The sequence below is a fragment of the Escherichia sp. SCLE84 genome (assembly GCF_012584495.1).
In the GTDB taxonomy this organism is placed as follows: domain Bacteria; phylum Pseudomonadota; class Gammaproteobacteria; order Enterobacterales; family Enterobacteriaceae; genus ECMA0423.
In genome coordinates, this window is the sequence record NZ_CP051430.1 from 4378695 (window position 1) to 4399260 (window position 20566).

18 protein-coding genes and 5 tRNA genes are annotated in these 20566 nt (G+C 51.6%); 13 read left to right on the forward strand and 10 right to left on the reverse strand.

The window, feature by feature from the left end:
* The first annotated feature begins 10 nt into the window (after nt 1-10).
* The 13 genes from recA (at nt 11) to luxS (ending at nt 9736) form a co-directional block, all read left to right on the forward strand.
* Nucleotides 11-1072, forward strand: coding sequence for a recombinase RecA (gene recA / locus HGD79_RS21210; RefSeq protein WP_000963143.1), 1062 nt, complete (start codon nt 11-13; stop codon nt 1070-1072).
* A 242-nt stretch (nt 1073-1314) separates the two neighbouring features.
* A complete protein-coding gene (recX, locus tag HGD79_RS21215; RefSeq protein ID WP_000140506.1) occupies nt 1315-1815 on the forward strand; it encodes a recombination regulator RecX in 501 nt (166 codons plus the stop codon).
* A 127-nt stretch (nt 1816-1942) separates the two neighbouring features.
* Nucleotides 1943-4573: an alanine--tRNA ligase gene (gene alaS / locus HGD79_RS21220; RefSeq protein WP_000047176.1), complete on the forward strand. Its 2631-nt coding sequence runs from the start codon at nt 1943-1945 to the stop codon at nt 4571-4573.
* 234 nt (nt 4574-4807) lie between these two features.
* Entirely contained in the window at nt 4808-4993 is a 186-nt protein-coding gene (csrA, locus tag HGD79_RS21225) for a carbon storage regulator CsrA (RefSeq protein WP_000906486.1), read from the forward strand.
* A 315-nt stretch (nt 4994-5308) separates the two neighbouring features.
* A tRNA-Ser gene (locus HGD79_RS21230) sits at nt 5309-5401 on the forward strand.
* Nucleotides 5402-5404: 3 nt separating this feature from the next.
* Nucleotides 5405-5481: transfer RNA gene (locus HGD79_RS21235), tRNA-Arg, on the forward strand.
* Between the two features lie 197 nt (nt 5482-5678).
* Nucleotides 5679-5755, forward strand: a tRNA-Arg gene (locus HGD79_RS21240).
* Nucleotides 5756-5818: 63 nt separating this feature from the next.
* Nucleotides 5819-5895 (forward strand) — tRNA-Arg (locus HGD79_RS21245).
* Nucleotides 5896-6093: 198 nt separating this feature from the next.
* Nucleotides 6094-6170 (forward strand) — tRNA-Arg (locus HGD79_RS21250).
* A gap of 280 nt (nt 6171-6450) precedes the next feature.
* On the forward strand, nt 6451-7017 hold the full coding sequence (gene yqaB / locus HGD79_RS21255) for a fructose-1-phosphate/6-phosphogluconate phosphatase (protein WP_000273309.1): 567 nt from the start codon (nt 6451-6453) through the stop codon (nt 7015-7017).
* The gene (locus HGD79_RS21260; protein ID WP_001287454.1) at nt 7014-7442 is read left to right on the forward strand and encodes a YqaA family protein; all 429 of its coding nucleotides are present in this window, start codon (nt 7014-7016) and stop codon (nt 7440-7442) included. Before yqaB ends, HGD79_RS21260 begins: the two co-directional genes overlap by 4 nt.
* A 72-nt stretch (nt 7443-7514) precedes the next feature.
* Nucleotides 7515-9071: a glutamate--cysteine ligase gene (gene gshA, locus HGD79_RS21265; RefSeq protein WP_000611804.1), complete on the forward strand. Its 1557-nt coding sequence runs from the start codon at nt 7515-7517 to the stop codon at nt 9069-9071.
* Nucleotides 9072-9220: 149 nt separating this feature from the next.
* On the forward strand, nt 9221-9736 hold the full coding sequence (gene luxS / locus HGD79_RS21270; protein ID WP_001130210.1) for an S-ribosylhomocysteine lyase: 516 nt from the start codon (nt 9221-9223) through the stop codon (nt 9734-9736).
* Nucleotides 9737-9799: 63 nt separating this feature from the next.
* Here luxS and emrB read toward each other — a convergent pair whose 3' ends face one another.
* The 10 genes from emrB to nrdF form a co-directional block, all read right to left on the reverse strand.
* Nucleotides 9800-11338 (reverse strand): multidrug efflux MFS transporter permease subunit EmrB, encoded by a 1539-nt coding sequence (gene emrB, locus HGD79_RS21275; RefSeq protein ID WP_001295176.1) that lies wholly within the window; start codon nt 11336-11338, stop codon nt 9800-9802.
* A gap of 16 nt (nt 11339-11354) precedes the next feature.
* Nucleotides 11355-12527 (reverse strand): multidrug efflux MFS transporter periplasmic adaptor subunit EmrA, encoded by a 1173-nt coding sequence (emrA, locus tag HGD79_RS21280; RefSeq protein ID WP_001295175.1) that lies wholly within the window; start codon nt 12525-12527, stop codon nt 11355-11357.
* 126 nt (nt 12528-12653) lie between these two features.
* The gene (gene emrR, locus HGD79_RS21285) at nt 12654-13184 is read right to left on the reverse strand and encodes a multidrug efflux transporter EmrAB transcriptional repressor EmrR (RefSeq protein WP_000378442.1); all 531 of its coding nucleotides are present in this window, start codon (nt 13182-13184) and stop codon (nt 12654-12656) included.
* Between the two features lie 90 nt (nt 13185-13274).
* Nucleotides 13275-13610 (reverse strand): L-valine transporter subunit YgaH, encoded by a 336-nt coding sequence (gene ygaH / locus HGD79_RS21295; RefSeq protein ID WP_000119763.1) that lies wholly within the window; start codon nt 13608-13610, stop codon nt 13275-13277.
* The gene (ygaZ, locus tag HGD79_RS21300; protein ID WP_024203615.1) at nt 13600-14337 is read right to left on the reverse strand and encodes an L-valine exporter subunit YgaZ; all 738 of its coding nucleotides are present in this window, start codon (nt 14335-14337) and stop codon (nt 13600-13602) included. Before ygaZ ends, ygaH begins: the two co-directional genes overlap by 11 nt.
* Nucleotides 14338-14460: 123 nt before the next feature.
* On the reverse strand, nt 14461-15645 hold the full coding sequence (locus HGD79_RS21305; RefSeq protein ID WP_000165699.1) for an MFS transporter: 1185 nt from the start codon (nt 15643-15645) through the stop codon (nt 14461-14463).
* 291 nt (nt 15646-15936) lie between these two features.
* The gene (gene proX / locus HGD79_RS21310; protein WP_001216527.1) at nt 15937-16929 is read right to left on the reverse strand and encodes a glycine betaine/L-proline ABC transporter substrate-binding protein ProX; all 993 of its coding nucleotides are present in this window, start codon (nt 16927-16929) and stop codon (nt 15937-15939) included.
* Between the two features lie 57 nt (nt 16930-16986).
* Nucleotides 16987-18051: a glycine betaine/L-proline ABC transporter permease ProW gene (gene proW / locus HGD79_RS21315; RefSeq protein WP_000774996.1), complete on the reverse strand. Its 1065-nt coding sequence runs from the start codon at nt 18049-18051 to the stop codon at nt 16987-16989.
* Complete coding sequence (gene proV / locus HGD79_RS21320; RefSeq protein ID WP_001297215.1) at nt 18044-19246, reverse strand: glycine betaine/L-proline ABC transporter ATP-binding protein ProV; 1203 nt, start codon at nt 19244-19246, stop codon at nt 18044-18046. Before proV ends, proW begins: the two co-directional genes overlap by 8 nt.
* A gap of 354 nt (nt 19247-19600) precedes the next feature.
* Nucleotides 19601-20560, reverse strand: a complete 960-nt coding sequence (gene nrdF, locus HGD79_RS21325) for a class 1b ribonucleoside-diphosphate reductase subunit beta (RefSeq protein ID WP_000777969.1) — start codon at nt 20558-20560, stop codon at nt 19601-19603.
* Nucleotides 20561-20566: the final 6 nt, after the last annotated feature.

Consider the following 20566-nt stretch of genomic DNA (forward strand, 5'->3'; position numbering starts at 1 on the left):
AGGAGTAAAAATGGCTATCGACGAAAACAAACAGAAAGCGTTGGCGGCAGCACTGGGCCAGATTGAGAAACAATTTGGTAAAGGCTCCATCATGCGCCTGGGTGAAGACCGTTCCATGGATGTGGAAACCATCTCTACCGGTTCGCTTTCACTGGATATCGCGCTTGGGGCAGGTGGTCTGCCGATGGGCCGTATCGTCGAAATCTACGGACCGGAATCTTCCGGTAAAACCACGCTGACGCTGCAGGTGATCGCCGCAGCGCAGCGTGAAGGTAAAACCTGTGCGTTTATCGATGCTGAACACGCGCTGGACCCAATCTACGCACGTAAACTGGGCGTCGATATCGATAACCTGCTGTGCTCCCAGCCGGACACCGGCGAGCAGGCACTGGAAATCTGTGACGCCCTGGCGCGTTCTGGCGCAGTAGACGTTATCGTCGTTGACTCCGTGGCGGCACTGACGCCGAAAGCGGAAATCGAAGGCGAAATCGGCGACTCTCACATGGGCCTTGCGGCACGTATGATGAGCCAGGCGATGCGTAAGCTGGCGGGTAACCTGAAGCAGTCCAACACGCTGCTGATCTTCATCAACCAGATCCGTATGAAAATTGGTGTGATGTTCGGTAACCCGGAAACCACTACCGGTGGTAACGCGCTGAAATTCTACGCCTCTGTTCGTCTCGACATCCGTCGTATCGGCGCGGTGAAAGAGGGCGAAAACGTGGTGGGTAGCGAAACCCGCGTGAAAGTGGTGAAGAACAAAATCGCTGCGCCGTTTAAACAGGCTGAATTCCAGATCCTCTACGGCGAAGGTATCAACTTCTACGGCGAACTGGTTGACCTGGGCGTAAAAGAGAAGCTGATCGAGAAAGCAGGCGCGTGGTACAGCTACAAAGGTGAGAAGATCGGTCAGGGTAAAGCGAATGCAACTGCCTGGCTGAAAGATAACCCGGAAACCGCGAAAGAGATCGAGAAGAAAGTACGTGAGTTGCTGCTGAGCAACCCGAACTCAACGCCGGATTTCTCTGTAGATGACAGCGAAGGCGTAGCAGAAACTAACGAAGATTTTTAATCATTCGTTATTGATGATAATAGATAATGTGTGCACGGACGGTCCCCTCGCCCCTTTGGGGAGAGGGTTAGGGTGAGGGGAACAGGCCAGCACTGGCGTGAAAAATTACTCTCACCTCGATCCTCTAACGAATTGGGCCTGCGGGAACATTCTGCACACTCATTGACTATTAAATCTGTTTATCAGCAAAACCTGGGTCGCATCTGCGGCCCTTTTGCTTTTTTAAGTTGTAAGGATATGCCATGACAGAATCAACGTCCCGTCGCCCGGCATATGCTCGCCTGTTGGATCGTGCGGTACGCATTCTGGCGGTGCGCGATCACAGTGAGCAAGAACTGCGACGTAAACTCGCGGCACCGATTATGGGCAAAAATGGCCCAGAAGAGATTGATGCTACGGCAGAAGATTACGAGCGCGTTATTGCCTGGTGCCATGAACATGGCTATCTCGATGACAGCCGATTTGTTGCGCGCTTTATCGCCAGCCGTAGCCGCAAAGGTTATGGACCTGCACGTATTCGTCAGGAACTGAATCAGAAAGGTATTTCCCGCGAAGCGACAGAAAAAGCGATGCGTGAATGTGACATCGACTGGTGCGCACTGGCGCGCGATCAGGCGACGCGAAAATATGGTGAACCTTTGCCAACTGTCTTTTCAGAAAAAGTTAAGATCCAGCGTTTTCTGCTCTATCGTGGCTATCTGATGGAAGATATCCAGGATATTTGGCGAAATTTTGCCGACTGAACGCATACGGTATTTTACTTCCCAGTCAAGAAAACTTATCTTATTCCCACTTTTCAGTTACCAGCCCGGCGGTTAAGACACGCTGGAGCTGGTGGCGATATTTCGTTAGCTTGATTTCAGGATAATTATGAGCAAGAGCACCGCTGAGATCCGTCAGGCGTTTCTCGACTTTTTCCATAGTAAGGGACATCAGGTAGTTGCCAGCAGCTCCCTGGTACCCCATAACGACCCAACTTTGTTGTTTACCAACGCCGGGATGAACCAGTTCAAGGATGTGTTCCTTGGGCTCGACAAGCGTAATTATTCCCGCGCTACCACTTCCCAACGCTGCGTGCGTGCGGGTGGTAAACACAACGACCTGGAAAACGTCGGTTACACCGCGCGTCACCATACCTTCTTCGAAATGCTGGGCAACTTCAGCTTCGGCGACTATTTCAAACACGATGCCATTCAGTTTGCATGGGAACTGCTGACCAGCGAAAAATGGTTTGCCCTGCCGAAAGAGCGTCTGTGGGTTACCGTCTATGAAAGCGACGACGAAGCCTACGAAATCTGGGAAAAAGAAGTCGGGATCCCGCGCGAACGTATTATTCGCATCGGCGATAACAAAGGTGCGCCATACGCATCTGACAACTTCTGGCAGATGGGTGACACTGGTCCGTGCGGCCCGTGCACCGAAATCTTCTACGATCACGGCGACCACATTTGGGGTGGCCCTCCGGGAAGTCCGGAAGAAGACGGCGACCGCTACATTGAGATCTGGAACATCGTCTTCATGCAGTTCAACCGCCAGGCAGATGGCACGATGGAACCGCTGCCGAAGCCGTCTGTAGATACCGGTATGGGTCTGGAGCGTATTGCTGCGGTGCTGCAACACGTTAACTCTAACTATGACATCGACCTGTTCCGCACGTTGATCCAGGCGGTAGCGAAAGTCACTGGCGCGACCGATCTGAGCAATAAATCGCTGCGCGTAATCGCTGACCACATTCGTTCTTGTGCGTTCCTGATCGCGGATGGCGTAATGCCGTCCAATGAAAACCGTGGTTATGTACTGCGTCGTATCATTCGTCGCGCAGTGCGTCACGGCAATATGCTCGGCGCGAAAGAAACCTTCTTCTACAAACTGGTTGGTCCGCTGATCGACGTTATGGGCTCTGCGGGTGAAGACCTGAAACGCCAGCAGGCGCAGGTTGAGCAGGTGCTGAAGACTGAAGAAGAGCAGTTTGCCCGTACTCTGGAGCGCGGTCTGGCGTTGCTGGATGAAGAGCTGGCAAAACTTTCTGGTGATACGCTGGATGGTGAAACGGCTTTCCGTCTGTACGACACCTATGGCTTCCCGGTTGACCTGACGGCTGATGTTTGTCGTGAGCGCAACATCAAAGTTGACGAAGCTGGTTTTGAAGCAGCAATGGAAGAGCAGCGTCGTCGCGCGCGCGAAGCCAGCGGCTTTGGTGCCGATTACAACGCAATGATCCGTGTTGATAGTGCATCTGAATTTAAAGGCTATGACCATCTGGAACTGAACGGCAAAGTGACCGCGCTGTTTGTTGATGGTAAAGCGGTTGATGCCATCAATGCAGGCCAGGAAGCTGTGGTCGTGCTGGATCAAACACCATTCTATGCGGAATCCGGCGGTCAGGTTGGTGATAAAGGCGAACTGAAAGGCGCTAACTTCTCCTTCGCGGTGGAAGATACGCAGAAATACGGCCAGGCGATTGGTCACATCGGTAAACTTGCTGCGGGTTCTCTGAAAGTGGGCGACGCTGTGCAGGCTGATGTTGATGAGGCTCGTCGCGCCCGTATTCGTCTGAATCACTCCGCAACGCACCTGATGCACGCTGCGCTGCGCCAGGTTCTGGGGACTCATGTATCGCAGAAAGGTTCACTGGTTAACGACAAGGTGCTGCGCTTCGACTTCTCACACAACGAAGCGATGAAACCGGAAGAGATTCGTGCGGTCGAAGACCTGGTGAACGCACAGATTCGTCGCAATTTGCCGATCGAAACCAACATCATGGATCTCGAAGCGGCGAAAGCGAAAGGTGCGATGGCGCTGTTCGGCGAGAAGTATGATGAGCGTGTACGCGTGCTGAGCATGGGCGATTTCTCCACCGAGCTGTGTGGCGGTACTCACGCCAGCCGCACTGGTGATATTGGTCTGTTCCGCATCATCTCTGAATCGGGTACTGCTGCAGGCGTTCGTCGTATCGAAGCGGTAACCGGAGAAGGCGCTATCACCACCGTTCATGCAGACAGCGATCGCTTAAGCGAAGTCGCGCATCTGCTGAAAGGCGATAGCAATAATCTGGCGGATAAAGTGCGCTCAGTACTGGAACGTACGCGTCAGTTAGAAAAAGAACTACAACAGCTTAAAGAACAAGCTGCCGCACAGGAGAGCGCAAATCTTTCCAGTAAGGCAATTGATGTTAATGGTGTTAAGCTGTTGGTTAGCGAGCTTAGCGGTGTTGAGCCGAAAATGTTGCGTACCATGGTTGACGATTTAAAAAATCAGCTGGGGTCGACAATTATCGTGCTGGCAACGGTAGCCGAAGGTAAGGTTTCTCTGATTGCAGGCGTATCTAAGGACGTCACAGATCGTGTGAAAGCAGGGGAACTGATTGGTATGGTCGCTCAGCAGGTGGGCGGCAAGGGTGGTGGACGTCCTGACATGGCGCAAGCCGGTGGTACGGATGCTGCGGCCTTACCTGCAGCGTTAGCCAGTGTGAAAGGCTGGGTCAGCGCGAAATTGCAATAATATAAGCGTCAGGCAATGCCGTGGACTCGCTTCACGGCATTCGCATTAACGCTATCGACAACGATAAAGTCAGGTTGAAGTTGTGTATATCGGCTAAACTTAGGTTTAACAGAATGTAATGCCATGACTGCTTACATGTAATGTGTTTGTCATTGCTTACTTTTTGGCGTTATATGATGGATAATGCCGGGATACAGAGAGACCCGACTCTTTTAATCTTTCAAGGAGCAAAGAATGCTGATTCTGACTCGTCGAGTTGGTGAGACCCTCATGATTGGGGATGAGGTCACCGTGACAGTTTTAGGGGTAAAGGGCAACCAGGTACGTATTGGCGTAAATGCCCCGAAGGAAGTTTCTGTTCACCGTGAAGAGATCTACCAGCGTATCCAGGCTGAAAAATCCCAGCAGTCCAGTTACTAATCTTTCCGCGTCTCATCTTTATCGGTGAGACGCACCCTCAAAATTTCTCCTTCACTCTATAGTCTTTTCGCTTTACTCCCGTTCATTCAACTTAAGTCTCCATTTTTTTGCATTACTACTATCTGTCAGACCTCCATTTTTCTGTTGATAAAACACTCTTTTTGACGTTTTTACAGACTAATTGAACGTGAAGTGTGCAAACGATAAAAGTGTAGGAAAAATTGTTTGACTTATAAGTCTCAGAAAGTAATATGTGCGCCACGCAGCGACGATGAGCGATAAACAAGTTCTTCGAAGCACTCGTAAGAGGCGTGTGGTGAGGTGGCCGAGAGGCTGAAGGCGCTCCCCTGCTAAGGGAGTATGCGGTCAAAAGCTGCATCCGGGGTTCGAATCCCCGCCTCACCGCCATTTGCATCCGTAGCTCAGCTGGATAGAGTACTCGGCTACGAACCGAGCGGTCGGAGGTTCGAATCCTCCCGGATGCACCATATTCTACGTACTTTCAGCGATGAAGGTATGGAAGAGGTGGCGGTATAACCGCAGGCTCCAGGGAGGATAACGTTGCTTTAGCAACGGCCCGAAGGGCGAGCCGCAAGGCGAGTAATCCTCCCGGATGCACCATCTCTTACTTGATACGGCTTTAGTAGCGGTATCAAAAAATCTGCAGTAAAGTAAGTTTCCCGATGCATCCGTAGCTCAGCTGGATAGAGTACTCGGCTACGAACCGAGCGGTCGGAGGTTCGAATCCTCCCGGATGCACCATCTCTTACTTGATATGGCTTTAGTAGCGGTATCAATATCAGCAGTAAAATAAATTTTCCCGATGCATCCGTAGCTCAGCTGGATAGAGTACTCGGCTACGAACCGAGCGGTCGGAGGTTCGAATCCTCCCGGATGCACCATATTCTCCGAAATCTTCAGCAATGAAGGTATCGAAGAGGTAGCGGAATTAACCGCAGGCACCAGGGATGATAACGTTGTTTTAGCAACGGCCCGAAGGGCGAGCCGCAAGGCGAGTAATCCTCCCGGATGCACCATCTCTTACTTGATATGGCTTTAGTAGCGATATCAATATCAGCAGTAAAATAAATTTTCCCGATGCATCCGTAGCTCAGCTGGATAGAGTACTCGGCTACGAACCGAGCGGTCGGAGGTTCGAATCCTCCCGGATGCACCATATTCTCCGTAACCTTCAGCAATGAAGGTATCGAAGAGATAGCGGTATTAACCGCAGGCACCAGGAAGGATAACGTTGCGTCAGCAACGGCCCGAAGGGCGAACGCCAGTGAGTAATCCTCCCGGATGCACCATCTTCTCCCAAAAATTTCCTTCAAAAATATCTCATTTCTAAATAACTACTTTATCCATTTCCTGAATTTTCTTCTCCTTCGCCATCAGCGACAAAATCAAGCAATTACGCTAAAGTAGCGTCATATTTTTCGACTTGCGAGAAGACCATGTACGAGCGTTATGCAGGTTTAATTTTTGATATGGATGGCACAATCCTGGATACGGAGCCTACGCACCGTAAAGCGTGGCGCGAAGTATTAGGGCACTACGGTCTTCAGTACGATGTTCAGGCAATGATTGCGCTTAATGGATCGCCCACCTGGCGTATTGCTCAGGCAATTATTGAGCTGAATCAGGCCGATCTCGACCCGCATGCGTTAGCGCGTGAAAAAACAGAAGCAGTAAGAAGTATGCTGCTGGATAGTGTCGAGCCGCTTCCTCTTGTTGAAGTGGTGAAAAGTTGGCATGGTCGTCGCCCAATGGCTGTAGGAACGGGGAGTGAAAGCGCCATCGCTGAGGCATTGCTGGCGCACCTGGGATTACGCCGTTATTTTGACGCCGTCGTCGCTGCTGATCACGTCAAACACCATAAACCCGCGCCAGACACATTTTTGTTGTGCGCGCAGCGTATGGGCGTGCAACCGACGCAGTGTGTGGTCTTTGAAGATGCCGATTTCGGTATTCAGGCGGCCCGTGCAGCAGGCATGGACGCCGTGGATGTTCGCTTGCTGTGAGTGAAGCGTTATCGCTTTTCTCGTTGTTTGCCAGTAGTTTTCTCAGCGCTACACTATTACCCGGCAACTCCGAAGTCGTGCTGGTGGCAATGTTGCTTTCCGGGATCAGTCATCCCTGGGTTTTAGTTTTAACAGCAACAATGGGTAATAGCCTTGGAGGGTTAACTAACGTTATCCTTGGGCGTTTCTTTCCATTGCGTAAAACATCGCGCTGGCAAGAGAAAGCTACCGGCTGGCTGAAACGCTATGGTGCAGTCACGCTATTATTAAGCTGGATGCCCGTGGTTGGCGATTTACTGTGTCTGTTAGCGGGATGGATGCGCATCTCGTGGGGACCGGTAATCTTTTTTTTGTGCCTTGGTAAAGCGTTACGCTATGTTGCAGTTGCAGCAGCGACCGTTCAGGGCATGATGTGGTGGCACTAATTGTAGGCCTGCACATATGGTCACCATTACAGTTATGCTAATTAAAACGATTTTGACAGGCGGGAGGTCAATTTGATCCCGGACGTATCACAGGCGCTGGCCTGGCTGGAAAAACATCCTCAGGCGTTAAAGGGGATACAGCGTGGGCTGGAGCGCGAAACTTTGCGTGTTAATGCTGATGGCACACTGGCAACAACAGGTCATCCTGAAGCATTAGGTTCCGCACTGACGCACAAATGGATTACTACCGATTTTGCGGAAGCATTGCTGGAATTCATTACACCAGTGGATGGTGATATTGAACATATGCTGACCTTTATGCGCGATCTGCATCGTTATACGGCGCGCAATATGGGCGATGAGCGGATGTGGCCGTTAAGTATGCCATGCTACATCGCAGAAGGTCAGGACATCGAACTGGCACAGTACGGCACTTCTAACACCGGACGCTTTAAAACGCTGTATCGTGAAGGGCTGAAAAATCGCTACGGCGCGCTGATGCAAACCATTTCCGGCGTGCACTACAATTTCTCTTTGCCAATGGCATTCTGGCAAGCGAAGTGCGGTGATATCTCGGGCGCTGATGCCAAAGAGAAAATTTCTGCGGGCTATTTCCGCGTTATCCGCAATTACTATCGTTTCGGTTGGGTCATTCCTTATCTGTTTGGTGCATCTCCGGCGATTTGTTCTTCTTTCCTGCAAGGAAAACCAACGTCGCTGCCGTTTGAGAAAACCGAGTGCGGTATGTATTACCTGCCGTATGCGACCTCTCTTCGTTTGAGCGATCTCGGCTATACCAATAAATCGCAAAGCAATCTTGGTATTACCTTCAACGATCTTTACGAGTACGTAGCGGGCCTTAAACAGGCAATCAAAACGCCATCGGAAGAGTACGCGAAGATTGGTATTGAGAAAGACGGTAAGAGGCTGCAAATCAACAGCAACGTGTTGCAGATTGAAAACGAACTGTACGCGCCGATTCGTCCAAAACGCGTTACCCGCAGCGGCGAGTCGCCTTCTGATGCGCTGTTACGTGGCGGCATTGAATATATTGAAGTGCGTTCGCTGGACATCAACCCGTTCTCGCCGATTGGTGTAGATGAACAGCAGGTGCGATTCCTCGACCTGTTTATGGTCTGGTGTGCGCTGGCTGATGCACCGGAAATGAGCAGTAGCGAACTTGCCTGTACACGCGTTAACTGGAACCGGGTGATCCTCGAAGGTCGCAAACCGGGTCTGACGCTGGGTATCGGCTGCGAAACCGCACAGTTCCCGTTACCGCAGGTGGGTAAAGATCTGTTCCGCGATCTGAAACGCGTCGCGCAAACGCTGGATAGTATTAACGGCGGCGAAGCGTATCAGAAAGTGTGTGATGAACTGGTTGCCTGCTTCGATAATCCCGATCTGACTTTCTCTGCCCGTATCTTAAGGTCTATGATTGATACTGGTATTGGCGGAACAGGCAAAGCATTTGCAGAAGCCTACCGTAATCTGCTGCGTGAAGAGCCGCTGGAAATTCTGCGCGAAGAGGATTTTGTAGCCGAGCGCGAGGCGTCTGAACGCCGTCAGCAGGAAATGGAAGCCGCTGATACCGAACCGTTTGCGGTGTGGCTGGAAAAACACGCCTGACAGAAAAGAAAAAGGCCACTCGTGAGTGGCCAAAATTTCATCTCTGAATTCAGGGATGATGATAACAAATGCGCGTCTTTCATATACTCAGACTCGCCTGGGAAGAAAGAGTTCAGAAAATTTTTAAAAAAATTACCGGAGGTGGCTAAATGCCGTTGTTAGATAGCTTCACAGTCGATCATACCCGGATGGAAGCGCCTGCAGTTCGGGTGGCGAAAACAATGAACACCCCGCATGGCGACGCAATCACCGTGTTCGATCTGCGCTTCTGCGTGCCGAACAAAGAAGTGATGCCAGAAAGAGGGATCCATACCCTGGAGCACCTGTTTGCTGGTTTTATGCGTAACCATCTTAACGGTAATGGTGTAGAGATTATCGATATCTCGCCAATGGGCTGCCGCACCGGTTTTTATATGAGTCTGATTGGTACGCCAGATGAGCAGCGTGTTGCTGATGCCTGGAAAGCGGCAATGGAAGACGTGCTGAAAGTGCAGGATCAGAATCAGATCCCGGAACTGAACGTCTACCAGTGTGGCACTTACCAGATGCACTCGTTGCAGGAAGCGCAGGATATTGCGCGTAGCATTCTGGAACGTGACGTGCGCATCAACAGCAACGAAGAACTGGCGCTGCCGGAAGAGAAGTTGCAGGAACTGCACATTTAGTCAGTAAACTATCTTCACAATTAATTGAAAAAAGCCAGTTCAAATGAACTGGCTTAGTTGTACTTAGTGCGCACCGCCTCCGCCGCCACCTGCGCCAAATGGCGGTTTAGCAAACCACACCAGCCCCAGCAGGACGAGGAATATCCCGGCTGACATCCAGAAGATCTCATTGGCGGAAATAATCAGCCCCTGGTTGGTGATCTGCTGGGCAATCCAGCCGGAGGCCTGCTGTTGCGTCATCCCAAGCCCTTCCAGTTGACTGTACATCGCCTGGGCGTTTGGGTTAAACGGGTTTACCGACTCGGTTAACTGTGCGTGGTGCATCGACTCGCGGTTGGTCCACATGGTGGTGGTGATGGACGTGCCGATAGACCCCGCCAGCGTACGCGTAAAGTTGGAGAGGCTCGATGCCGCCGCCAGTCGTTCCGGTGGCAAACCAGACAGCGTAATGGTGGTCAGCGGCATAAAGAAGCAGGCCACCGCAAACCCCTGGATAAACTGCGGCCAGGCCGACGCGCCAAAATCCATACCTGGTTCAAAGGTATAGGCACGCCAGTAGAAGCAGACGGCATACATAATAAAGCTGAAGGTTACCAGCCGCCGCATATCCAGTTTATGCGCGAAGCGGCCGATAATCGGCGACAGGATCACCGGAATAATCCCTACCGGCGCAGAGGCCAGACCTGCCCACGTTGCCGTGTAACCGTAGACCTCCTGCAACAACTGCGGCAGCAGAACAATCGCGCCGAAGTAGAGCATATACGCGAGGCTGATACACAAGCAGCCGATGGTGAAGTTGCGCGACTTAAACAACGACAGATCGACTATCGGGTTATCGTCGGTCAGCTCCCAGACAATTAGGAAGCAGATAGCCACCACTGCCACCACGGTAAGAATGATAATTTCCTGTGATGAGAACCAGTCCAGCTCTTTACCGCGGTCGAGCATAATCTGCAGGCTGCCGATACCAATAACCAGCAGTGCCAGCCCCACGGCATCAATCCGCCGCCGTTCGGTGCGGGTTTCACGTCCGCGCAGAGTTTGCAGTGTCATCAACACCACCGCCACGCCAATCGGCACGTTGATGAAGAATATCCAGCCCCAGTGGTAATTATCGCTGATATAACCGCCGAGGATCGGGCCGCAAATTGGCGCGACAATCACCGTCATCGACCACAACGCCAGCGCGATCGAGCGTTTGGCTGGCGGGTAGTTATTCAGCAATAGACTTTGCGAAAGCGGGATCAACGGCCCGGCGACAATCCCCTGAATCACGCGGAAGAAGATCAGCATATTCAGGCTGCTGGAGACACCACACGCCCACGACGCAATAGCAAAGGCGATGGTGGACCAAAGGAACAGTTTCACTTCCCCGACGCGCTTTGCCAGCCAGCCGGTAAGCGGGATCGAGATGGCATTCGCCACCCCGAAAGAAGTGATTACCCACGTTCCCTGGCTGAGCGATGAGCCCAGATTCCCGGCGATAGTGGGGATCGCCACGTTAGCAATGGTGGAGTCCAGCACCTGCATGAATGTCGCCAGTGACAGCGCAATCGTCATAATGACCAGTTGCGCGCCTTCCAGCGGTTTTTGCTGTTGCATCACACGCACCTCTGGATTAGCCAGCGTTAGCTTTTACGATATCGTCGATCAGTTTATTGACAGGTGCCAGGCTGATTTCACGCGCGGTACTTACCGCGACCGGTGTTGAACGTACTTTATTTGCCAGTACCTGACCGTCACGGTTAGTGGTATTGACGCTCACCAGCGTGGACAAACCAATGCGCAGCGGGTATTGCTCCAGCTGTTTCTGGTCCAGTTCGATACGCACAGGTAGACGCTGAACGACTTTGATCCAGTTACCGGTCGCATTTTGCGCCGGAAGCAGTGAGAATGCGCTACCTGTGCCCATATCCAGACCAACCACTTTACCGGTGTATTTCACATCATCGCCGTAAATATCCGTGGTGATAGTGACCGGCTGACCGATACGCATATTGGCAATCTGCGTCTCTTTAAAGTTGGCATCCACCCACATATTGGTGGCTGGAACGACCGCCATCAGCGGCGTCGTTGGGCTAATTTGCGCCCCAGGCTGTACCGCGCGGCGGGAGACATAACCGGTCATCGGACTGACAATACGGGTACGCTCCAGCGCCAGCCAGGCGTTACGTACTTCGGTGGCAGCCTGTTGCACGGCAGGCTGATCTTCCAGTTTAGTCCCCAGAATCATCGCCTGATTGGCATTGTATTGTTGAATAGCGACGTCCAGTTGCGCCTGGGCACTGGTGACGGCGTCGCGGGCGTGTTGCAGCTCTTCGCGACCAATCAGGTTGGCATTGCCCAGCGGCACACGGCGGTTGTAGTCGCTTTGTGCTTTCGCGAGGGCGATTTTTTGCACCTCAATATTCGCCTGCAACTGTTTGCTGTTAATCATCAGCTGGTGGGTTTGGCGAACGCTGGAAGCCAGTGCAGTTTTGGCTTTTTCAAACGCCTGGCGAGCATCTGTCGGGTCGAGAGTGACCAGAACATCGCCTTCTTTTACAAAATCGGTGTTATCGGCCCAGACTTTCGTCACGCTGCCAGACACCTGAGACATAATTTGAATCTGATTCCCTGCCACGTATGCGTCATCGGTTTCTTCGAAATGACGCAGTACCAAAAACCAATAAATCCCTATCGCTACGGCAATAATTATAAAGAGCAAGGTGAGAAGGAGGAGCAGACGCTTACGTTTGCCGCTCTTCTTTACCGGTTGCTGCGGGGTTTGAGTCTCCGCATTTGCGCTCATATTGTTCTCCACGATCTTCTTAACTCATCGGCTGAGCCGACCTGCTTGCCAAAAAGGCCAGCATGTTGCGATGCTGGCCGGTCATTTTTTCTTTTATAAATCTGGATTTTTGAGCGAGATGACGCGTTAGCTCATCGCTTCGAGAACCACACCGTCTTGTTCCATCTGGTCGAGACGGGAGAGCAATTTGCGGGTGATTTGCTCGAGCTGATCTTTTTCTGTTGTGCTGAGCGCGGACCAGAGTTGATGCAGGCAGTTATGCTGCGGTGGTAAAACCTCGCGCAAAAACTCGTGACCTTTTTCCGTTAATTGCAGATGCAGGCAGCGGCGATCGTTATCGCTTTCACGACGTTCGATCCAACCGCGTTTTTCCAGTTCATCGGCAATACGCGTCGCGTTGGTACGGGATGATCCAAGAGCACAACTTAATTCAGAAGGCTGAATACTGTGGTTTTCCTGAGACTCCAGCGTAATCAACGCCATAAACAACGTCTCGTTAATCCCCTGAGCCTTCAGCATTTTATTGCGGTTCTCCAGCAGCTTGCTTTGCATATGCATGCAAAGACGAGTCAGAAGGATCTCCTGATAAGGAAAATCTTCGTGGCGGCTGGCGCGAAATTTTAGCATTTGTTCAATGGGCGTAAACGAACTATCCATTTGGGTATGACCTCATTAATTTCAGCCGATATAGTAACGACAGTGACAAATAAAGTAAATGTATTGTTTTAGAAAAATGATTCTTGTGGGTTATATAATCGCCATCACTTTCCAGGCGAGCCCATAGGCCAGCGCACTAAGCAGTGTTGGGATGATAATGCTGCGTGTTTTATAGAAACTGGCACCCAGTACCGCGAAGCCGACCAGCGTGGGCACGAAACGGCGTGTATCGTGCATCACTTCTGGTGCGGTAGAGACAACCAGCAGAGCGCATATCGAGGCGATGCCAATGGTGTCGAGCAAAATACCTACCGCGCCACGTTTGGTTGGGCGGGCATTACCCACACGCAGGCGCAGCGGCAAATAGCGGAAGCAATAATTCGCCACGCCAACCAGTAACCCAAGCAGCAGAACCTCATAGCTCATCGGGCGCTCCTTGCCAGAATGCCTGGATTAACGCAGTGAGGCAGCCACAGACAATGCCTGCCAGAATGGCGACGGGAATAGAAAATAGCGTTACGCCTGCAAGGGCACCAACTAACGCTGCGGTAACGCAAAGAGATTGTTTGCGCTGGAAAGAGGCGAGCAGGAAACTCATAAAGAGTGCCGGAAGCATAAAACCTAATGCAGCTTCAACGGCGGGATAACCTTGCAGCAAGCCGCTGCCGGAGAATGCCCCTATTACCGTACCAAATACCCACGATGACCATGAACTGAAGGCAATGCCGATCATCCAGTTCTCGCTCCAGCGGCGATTATTGCGTACCAGTTTTGCGGTTGCGGCGGCAAAAACCTCATCCGTCAGGCCAAATGCCCACAGGGCGGTTTTCGATTTTTGCAGACGCTGAATAATACGGCTACGCAGTGACGGGCCATACAACACATGGCGAACATCCATTGCCATGACGGTCAGTGCAGCAACCCACAAACTACTCCCGGCTGCCAGCATCGCGGTAATGACGAACTGGCTCGCGCCTGCATAAATGATGCAGGAGAAAAAAACGCTTTCGAGAGGAGAGAATCCCAGACGGGGCGCATTCAGACCGAACGCAAAGGCCACCGGAATATAACTAATAACAATCGGTAAACTGTCTTTGCATCCTTCCATGAAGGTCGCCGAACCAGGAGCAGGCTGTGGAGTAGGGCTTTCCATAGAGTGTACGCTTAACGATTGTTAATATTATAAATAGACTGAATGAATATCTTAACCTTATCAGACTGATGGGCTTCTTAACACCCTTATAAGTGTAAAGCCACGAAAACGGTTGCTGATTGCTTAATTTGCGGCTTCCTGACGATGAAAACCTCGCCACCAGACCAGTAAGTTAACCAGGGCAATCGTCGCGCCAGCCAGACAAACGCCAGCCCAACCGCCATGTTGCCAGGCTGAGGCTGAAATTAGCGAACCGGCGGCACCGCCAATAAAGTAGCTGGTCATGTAACCTGCGGTCAGGCGATTACGCGCATCAGGGTGTATTCGATAAATTACCGTCTGGTTAGTGATATGCACGCCCTGTACGGTGAGATCCAGCACCAGGATGCCGATAATCAGCGCCAGTACGGAAGTGTGACCAAACCAGATCGCCAGCCATGAAAGTAATAGCAGCAGCAGACCGAAAGTTGTGGTGTGGTGCGATTTACCCTTATCGGCAAAACCGCCCGCCGGACGAGCGCCCAACGCTCCGGCAGCTCCCGCAAGTCCAAACAGACCAATGACACCATCGCTGTAGTTAAAAGGTGGAGCGGCAAGCAAAAAGGCCATTGAGGTCCAGAGAATGCTGAAGTTGGCAAAGGTCAGGCAGCCCAGCAATGCGCGGGTGCGCAGGATCTTATCGCTGATAAACATGCTGAAAACGGAACCTAACAACTGTGGGTAGTTGAGGTGGGTTTCTGATTTCATTTGTGGCAGACCACGCCATAATGCCAGCGCCATCAGTGCCATTAACACCGAGGCAACCCAAAAGACGGTGCGCCAGCCGCCGAGATTCGCCAGCAATCCGGCAACTGTCCGTGCCAGCAAGATCCCCAACAGCAGACCGCTCATAATAGTGCCAACCACTTTGCCGCGTTTGTCCGGTGAAGCCAGCGTCGCTGCCAGCGGAACCAGAATTTGTGCCACGACAGAGAATAAACCGGTTAATGCCGTACCGAGGATCATCATCGCCAGCGACTGACTGCTGGCAGTGATTAACATGCCGCCTGCCGCCAGTAAGGTCATCGAGACAATCAGGCGGCGGCGTTCAAACATATCACCGAGGGGAACAAGAAACAGCAGACCTGCTGCATAGCCCAATTGCGCGGCGGTAACAATAAAGCCTGCCGAACTGGCGGAAAGGGAAAAGTTACGCGCGATGGTGTCGAGCAATGGCTGAGCGTAATAGTTACTGGCGACCGCCAGACCGGTGGCGATAGACATCAGCACGATCAGCGCCGGGCTAAGCTCATGATTAGGTTTAGTCATTATTTTTGTTCATCAGGTGATGATTAAGCTGGAAATCAATAATAGCGGATGTTGATGAATATGGGATGAAAGATAGCTTGTTGAAATGTGCGATGTGGTTTGTAGGCATGATAAGACGCGCCAGCGTCGCATCAGGCATTGTGCACAGAACGGCGGATGCGGCGAAAACGCCTTATCCGCCATACGGAATGAGTGTATTTTGTAGGCATGATAAGACGCGTCAGCGTCGCATCAGGCATTGTGTACAGAGCGGCGGATGAGGCAAAAACGCCTTATCCGCCTGAATAAAAATTACTTCTGCGCTGCCAGCGCCTCATTCACCCAGCCATCGAACTGCTGCTGGTGGGCTTTGATCCAGCCATCAACGTGGCCCTGAATATCGCCTTCTGAGGCTTTGCCGTCATGCATAATGGCGTTCTGGGCGTTAATATCGGCCACTGGCAACTGCATAATGGCAAACAGTTTGGCTGCCGCCGGATTTTTCTCGGTCCAGGCTTTGTTGGCAACGATATGCATGGTGCTGACCGGGAAGCCGTAATTCGCGCCATTCGGCAGTTTGGTATCGGCATTTTTATCGCCCGGCAGTGCGGAGAACGGCACCTGCAACCAGACCACATCTTTCCCTGGCTTCAGCTCATTACTCACCCAGTACGGCGTCCAGGTGTAATAAAACACCGGTTTGCCCTCTTTGTAGCGACTGATGGTGTCGGCCATCATCGCTGCGTAGTTCCCCTGATTATGCGTCACGGTGTTGGTCAGTTCATACGCGGCAAGCTGGTGGTTGATGGCACCTTCGCAGCCCCAGCCAGGGTTACAACCGGTTAAATCCGCTTTACCGTCGCCGTTGGTATCGAACAGTTTGGCGATCTTCGGATCTTTCAGTTGTGCGATGTTGGTGATTTTATACTGGTCGGCGGTTTTCTTATCGATCAGGTAACCCTGTGCCGCGCCGTTAACAAATACCCCTTCACGATAAAATTTCTTATCGCCACCGGCAGCTTCGTACATGTTGTCATGCAGCGGCGTCCAGTTCACGGCGGTGAAGGTTGCATCGCCGGAAGCAAGCGAGGTGTAGCCAACGTTGTAATCTACTTCGCTGGGTTTATTGACGGTATAACCTAATTTCTCCAGCGCACGACTGACCAGCAGTGTCTGGAAGGTTTCTTCGGTGATGGTGCTTTGAACTGGATTAACTGTAATGCCTTTGCCCGGCAGGTCGGCAGCAAAAGTTTGTGTAGAGATAAGCGTGGCAAACGCTGTCGCAAAAAGTACGCTATGTCGCATTGTTATTCCTTTTTTTGGCAGGGTGATAATGCCCGGCGTCACCGGGCAAGTGCAGAGTTACTTAATGAATGGGCGGGTCAGCAGACCAACAGGGCCAGTGGTGTACCAGCGACGGTTGCCGCGACTGCGTGAGTCGCGCCCAACGGCCTGCGTCAGGCGATCGAGGATAATGGCTAGGATCACAATCCCGACGCCGCCAACGGTGGCAAGCCCCATATCCAGACGACCGATACCGCGAAGTACCATCTGACCCAGCCCGCCGACGGCAATCATCGAGGCAATGACCACCATAGAAAGGGCCAGCATCAGCGTCTGGTTAACGCCCGCCATAATGGTCGGCATCGCCAGCGGTAACTGAACTTTGAACAGCATCTGGCGCGGGCTGGCACCGAATGAGCGCGAGGCTTCAATCAGATCCGCCGGAACCTGGTTAATCCCCAGAATGGTCAGACGGATAATCGGCGGCAGAGCAAAGATGATCGTCACCACCACGCCCGGCACGTTACCGATACCAAATAGCATGACGATTGGCACCAGATAAACAAACGCTGGCGTGGTCTGCATGGCATCAAGCAGTGGACGAATAATTTTCGCCGCTCGCGGACTTCTCGCCAGCCAGATCCCCAGCGGCAAACCAATGACGATACAGAACAGCAGGGCGGTTAACACCAGCGCCAGGGTAACCATGGCCTGCGACCAGGCACCGATTGCGCCGATGGCAATCAGCGAAACCAGCGTCGCCACGCCCATTCCGACCCCGGAAATCTGCCAGGCGATGAGAGCGAAAACGATAATCGCCACCGGTGCGGGCATACCCAGCAGCAATTGCTGGAAACCGTTGAGAATGTAATCAACCGGAACGCGCACGCCCTGGAAGACGGGACGGAAATGGGTAACAACCCAGTCGATCCCTTCAGTGACCCAACTGTCGAGCGGGATCAGCGTTTTATGGAACGGATCGAGAATATTAAAATGCTCGACGTTTGGCGCAGGCGTACTGGTCAGCCAGTCAGCACCACCGCCGTCAGTCGGTGCAGTCGCCGGTGTACCCCAGGCGTCTGCGGATTGCACGGCACTGTCCGCCGCTGGCGTGGTATCCCACGGATTATTTTGATCAGCCATTATTTCCCCCCTCACGATCTAAAGCACGCAGCAGCATTCCTTTCGAAATGATGCCGACATACTGTTGGTCCTCGTCGACCACGGGCACCGCACAGGGTGCCTGTCCGACATGAGAGAGCAACTCGCTAAGAGGCGTTTGTGCATCGACTGCTAACGGCGCATCAATCAGCGCCGCATCAAGACCTTGCTGCTGCGTTAACGCGGTTTTAAGCGAATCGATGGAAACTGCGCCGACAAACTTATTACCGCGTTCGATAACGTAGCCATATTCGCGATCTTCATCCTGCAATAATTTCAGTGCCGAACGTGGGCCGAAGCCAGGGGTTTTACGAATTAAGCCATTCGGTGTCCGGCGGGCAATATCTTTCGCACTGAATACCTGACTAATATCAACGCCACGGAAGAAGGTACGGACATAATCATTCGCCGGATTATTGAGAATTTCATCCGGTGTGCCGACCTGTACCACTTCACCATTTTGCATAATGGCAATTCGGTCGCCAATACGCATAGCCTCATCGAGATCGTGGGAAATAAAGACAATGGTGCGCTGATGTTTCGCCTGTAATTTTACCAGCTCATCCTGCATCTCGGTGCGAATTAATGGATCGAGCGCCGAGAAGGCTTCGTCCATTAATAATATATCCGGATTAATCGCTAACGCGCGGGCTAATCCCACACGTTGACGCATCCCGCCAGAGAGTTCATCCGGGTAGCTGTGGGCATAATTTTCCAGCCCGACCTGACGCAGTGCATCAAGGGCTTTTTCCCGGCGTTCTTCGGCATTAATTCCGGCCAATTCCATACCGAACGCAGTATTGTCCAGCACGGTCATATGCGGCATTAAGGCAAAGGACTGGAAGACCATCGCAATCTTTTTTCTGCGCACCTCACGGAGTTCGGCATCGGATATTTTGGCAATATCCACACCATCAATCAGCACTTGCCCGCGGGTGGGTTCAATCAGGCGATTGAGAAGGCGTACCATTGTGGATTTACCCGAGCCGGATAATCCCATGATGACAAATATCTCGCCTTCTTCAATGGCCAGACTGGCGTCTTTTACGCCAAGCGATAGCCCAGTTTTTTCCAGAATTTGTTCTTTCGAAAGTCCTTGTTCGATATATTTGAACGCTCGCTGTGGATGCTCGCCAAATATTTTATAAAGATTTTTAATTTCTAATTTAATTGCCATGCAATAGAAAGATTCCTTTATTTGTTTATGTCGATATATTACCCAATGGAAATAGTCACTTTTCTCTACCCTAACATATTGAGAATCTGAGGCAACCCCTGAGGGCAAATGTGGCATGAATATTGATGCGAGCAAATCGCCGGAATTTCCCGTGATATAAGGGCTGAGAGCAAATCGAGAAAAGTTGATATTTTTTGTCATAGATAGCGAAAAAACGCCTGAATATTGTAGTTTCAGGCGAATAATGCAACAGAGTATCAGTGTAGATCACTACAGAATATTTGCGTGATAAAAAGCTATTTGGCGGGAATTATTTCCCTGCTGCGGGTAGTGATATTTTTGAAAATAACACCCTCAGAAATTCCAGTCTTCATCTTCTGTTTCAACCGCTTTCCCCATCACATAAGAGGAGCCTGAACCGGAAAAGAAATCGTGATTTTCATCGGCATTCGGCGAAAGCGCGGCGAGGATTGCCGGATTCACTTCCGCCATTTCTGCGGGAAATAACGGTTCGTAGCCCAGATTCATCAAAGCCTTATTGGCGTTGTAACAGAGAAACGCTTTCACATCGTCAGCCCACGGGGTTTCGGCGTACAGCTCATCGGTGTATTGCAACTCGTTGTCGTAGAGTTCCAGCAACAAATCGAAGGCGAAACTCTTCAACTCTTCACGTTGTCCCAGAGATATCTTTTCCATGTTTTTCTGATATTTATAGCCTATGTAGTAACCGTGGACTGCTTCATCGCGGATAATCAGACGGATCAGATCTGCGGTATTGGTCAGCTTTCCGCGGCTGGAAAAATACATCGGCAGCCAGAAACCGGAATAGAACAAAAAAGATTCAAGAAACACACTGGCGATTTTCTTTTTCAGCGGATCATCACCGCGATAATGTTGCTGAATAATCTGAGCTTTTCGCTGCAACGGTGCGTTTTCTTCACTCCAGGCGTAGGCGGCATCGACATCTTTGGTCTGACACAGCGTCGAGAAAATCGAACTGTAAGAGCGGGCATGAACCGCTTCCATAAAGCTGATATTCGATAATACCGCTTCTTCATGAGGCGTGAGTGCATCGGGCATCAGCGAAGGCGCGCCGATAACATTTTGCAGCGTGTCGAGCAGCGTCAGGCCAGTAAAAACGCGCATCGTCAGTTGTTGTTCTACGACAGTTAATGTCTGCCAGGCAGGAATATCGTTCGACAGCGGCACCTTTTCTGGTAGCCAGAAATTGCTGGTCAGGCGATTCCACACCTCCAGATCTTTATCGTCAGATATCTTGTTCCAGTTGATGGCGCTGATACGTGAGAGTTTCATAGATAT

What these genes read in the sequence shown, in the direction of transcription:
- yqaB (WP_000273309.1), top strand. Translation starts at nt 6,451, where the DNA reads ATGTACGAGCGTTATGCAGGTTTAATTTTTGATATGGATGGCACAATC.
- emrA (WP_001295175.1), bottom strand. Translation starts at nt 12,527, where the DNA reads ATGAGCGCAAATGCGGAGACTCAAACCCCGCAGCAACCGGTAAAGAAG.
- recX (WP_000140506.1), top strand. Translation starts at nt 1,315, where the DNA reads ATGACAGAATCAACGTCCCGTCGCCCGGCATATGCTCGCCTGTTGGAT.
- proX (WP_001216527.1), bottom strand. Translation starts at nt 16,929, where the DNA reads ATGCGACATAGCGTACTTTTTGCGACAGCGTTTGCCACGCTTATCTCT.
- nrdF (WP_000777969.1), bottom strand. Translation starts at nt 20,560, where the DNA reads ATGAAACTCTCACGTATCAGCGCCATCAACTGGAACAAGATATCTGAC.
- csrA (WP_000906486.1), top strand. Translation starts at nt 4,808, where the DNA reads ATGCTGATTCTGACTCGTCGAGTTGGTGAGACCCTCATGATTGGGGAT.
- recA (WP_000963143.1), top strand. Translation starts at nt 11, where the DNA reads ATGGCTATCGACGAAAACAAACAGAAAGCGTTGGCGGCAGCACTGGGC.
- emrR (WP_000378442.1), bottom strand. Translation starts at nt 13,184, where the DNA reads ATGGATAGTTCGTTTACGCCCATTGAACAAATGCTAAAATTTCGCGCC.
- luxS (WP_001130210.1), top strand. Translation starts at nt 9,221, where the DNA reads ATGCCGTTGTTAGATAGCTTCACAGTCGATCATACCCGGATGGAAGCG.
- ygaH (WP_000119763.1), bottom strand. Translation starts at nt 13,610, where the DNA reads ATGAGCTATGAGGTTCTGCTGCTTGGGTTACTGGTTGGCGTGGCGAAT.
- ygaZ (WP_024203615.1), bottom strand. Translation starts at nt 14,337, where the DNA reads ATGGAAAGCCCTACTCCACAGCCTGCTCCTGGTTCGGCGACCTTCATG.
- proW (WP_000774996.1), bottom strand. Translation starts at nt 18,051, where the DNA reads ATGGCTGATCAAAATAATCCGTGGGATACCACGCCAGCGGCGGACAGT.
- emrB (WP_001295176.1), bottom strand. Translation starts at nt 11,338, where the DNA reads ATGCAACAGCAAAAACCGCTGGAAGGCGCGCAACTGGTCATTATGACG.
- HGD79_RS21305 (WP_000165699.1), bottom strand. Translation starts at nt 15,645, where the DNA reads ATGACTAAACCTAATCATGAGCTTAGCCCGGCGCTGATCGTGCTGATG.
- proV (WP_001297215.1), bottom strand. Translation starts at nt 19,246, where the DNA reads ATGGCAATTAAATTAGAAATTAAAAATCTTTATAAAATATTTGGCGAG.
- alaS (WP_000047176.1), top strand. Translation starts at nt 1,943, where the DNA reads ATGAGCAAGAGCACCGCTGAGATCCGTCAGGCGTTTCTCGACTTTTTC.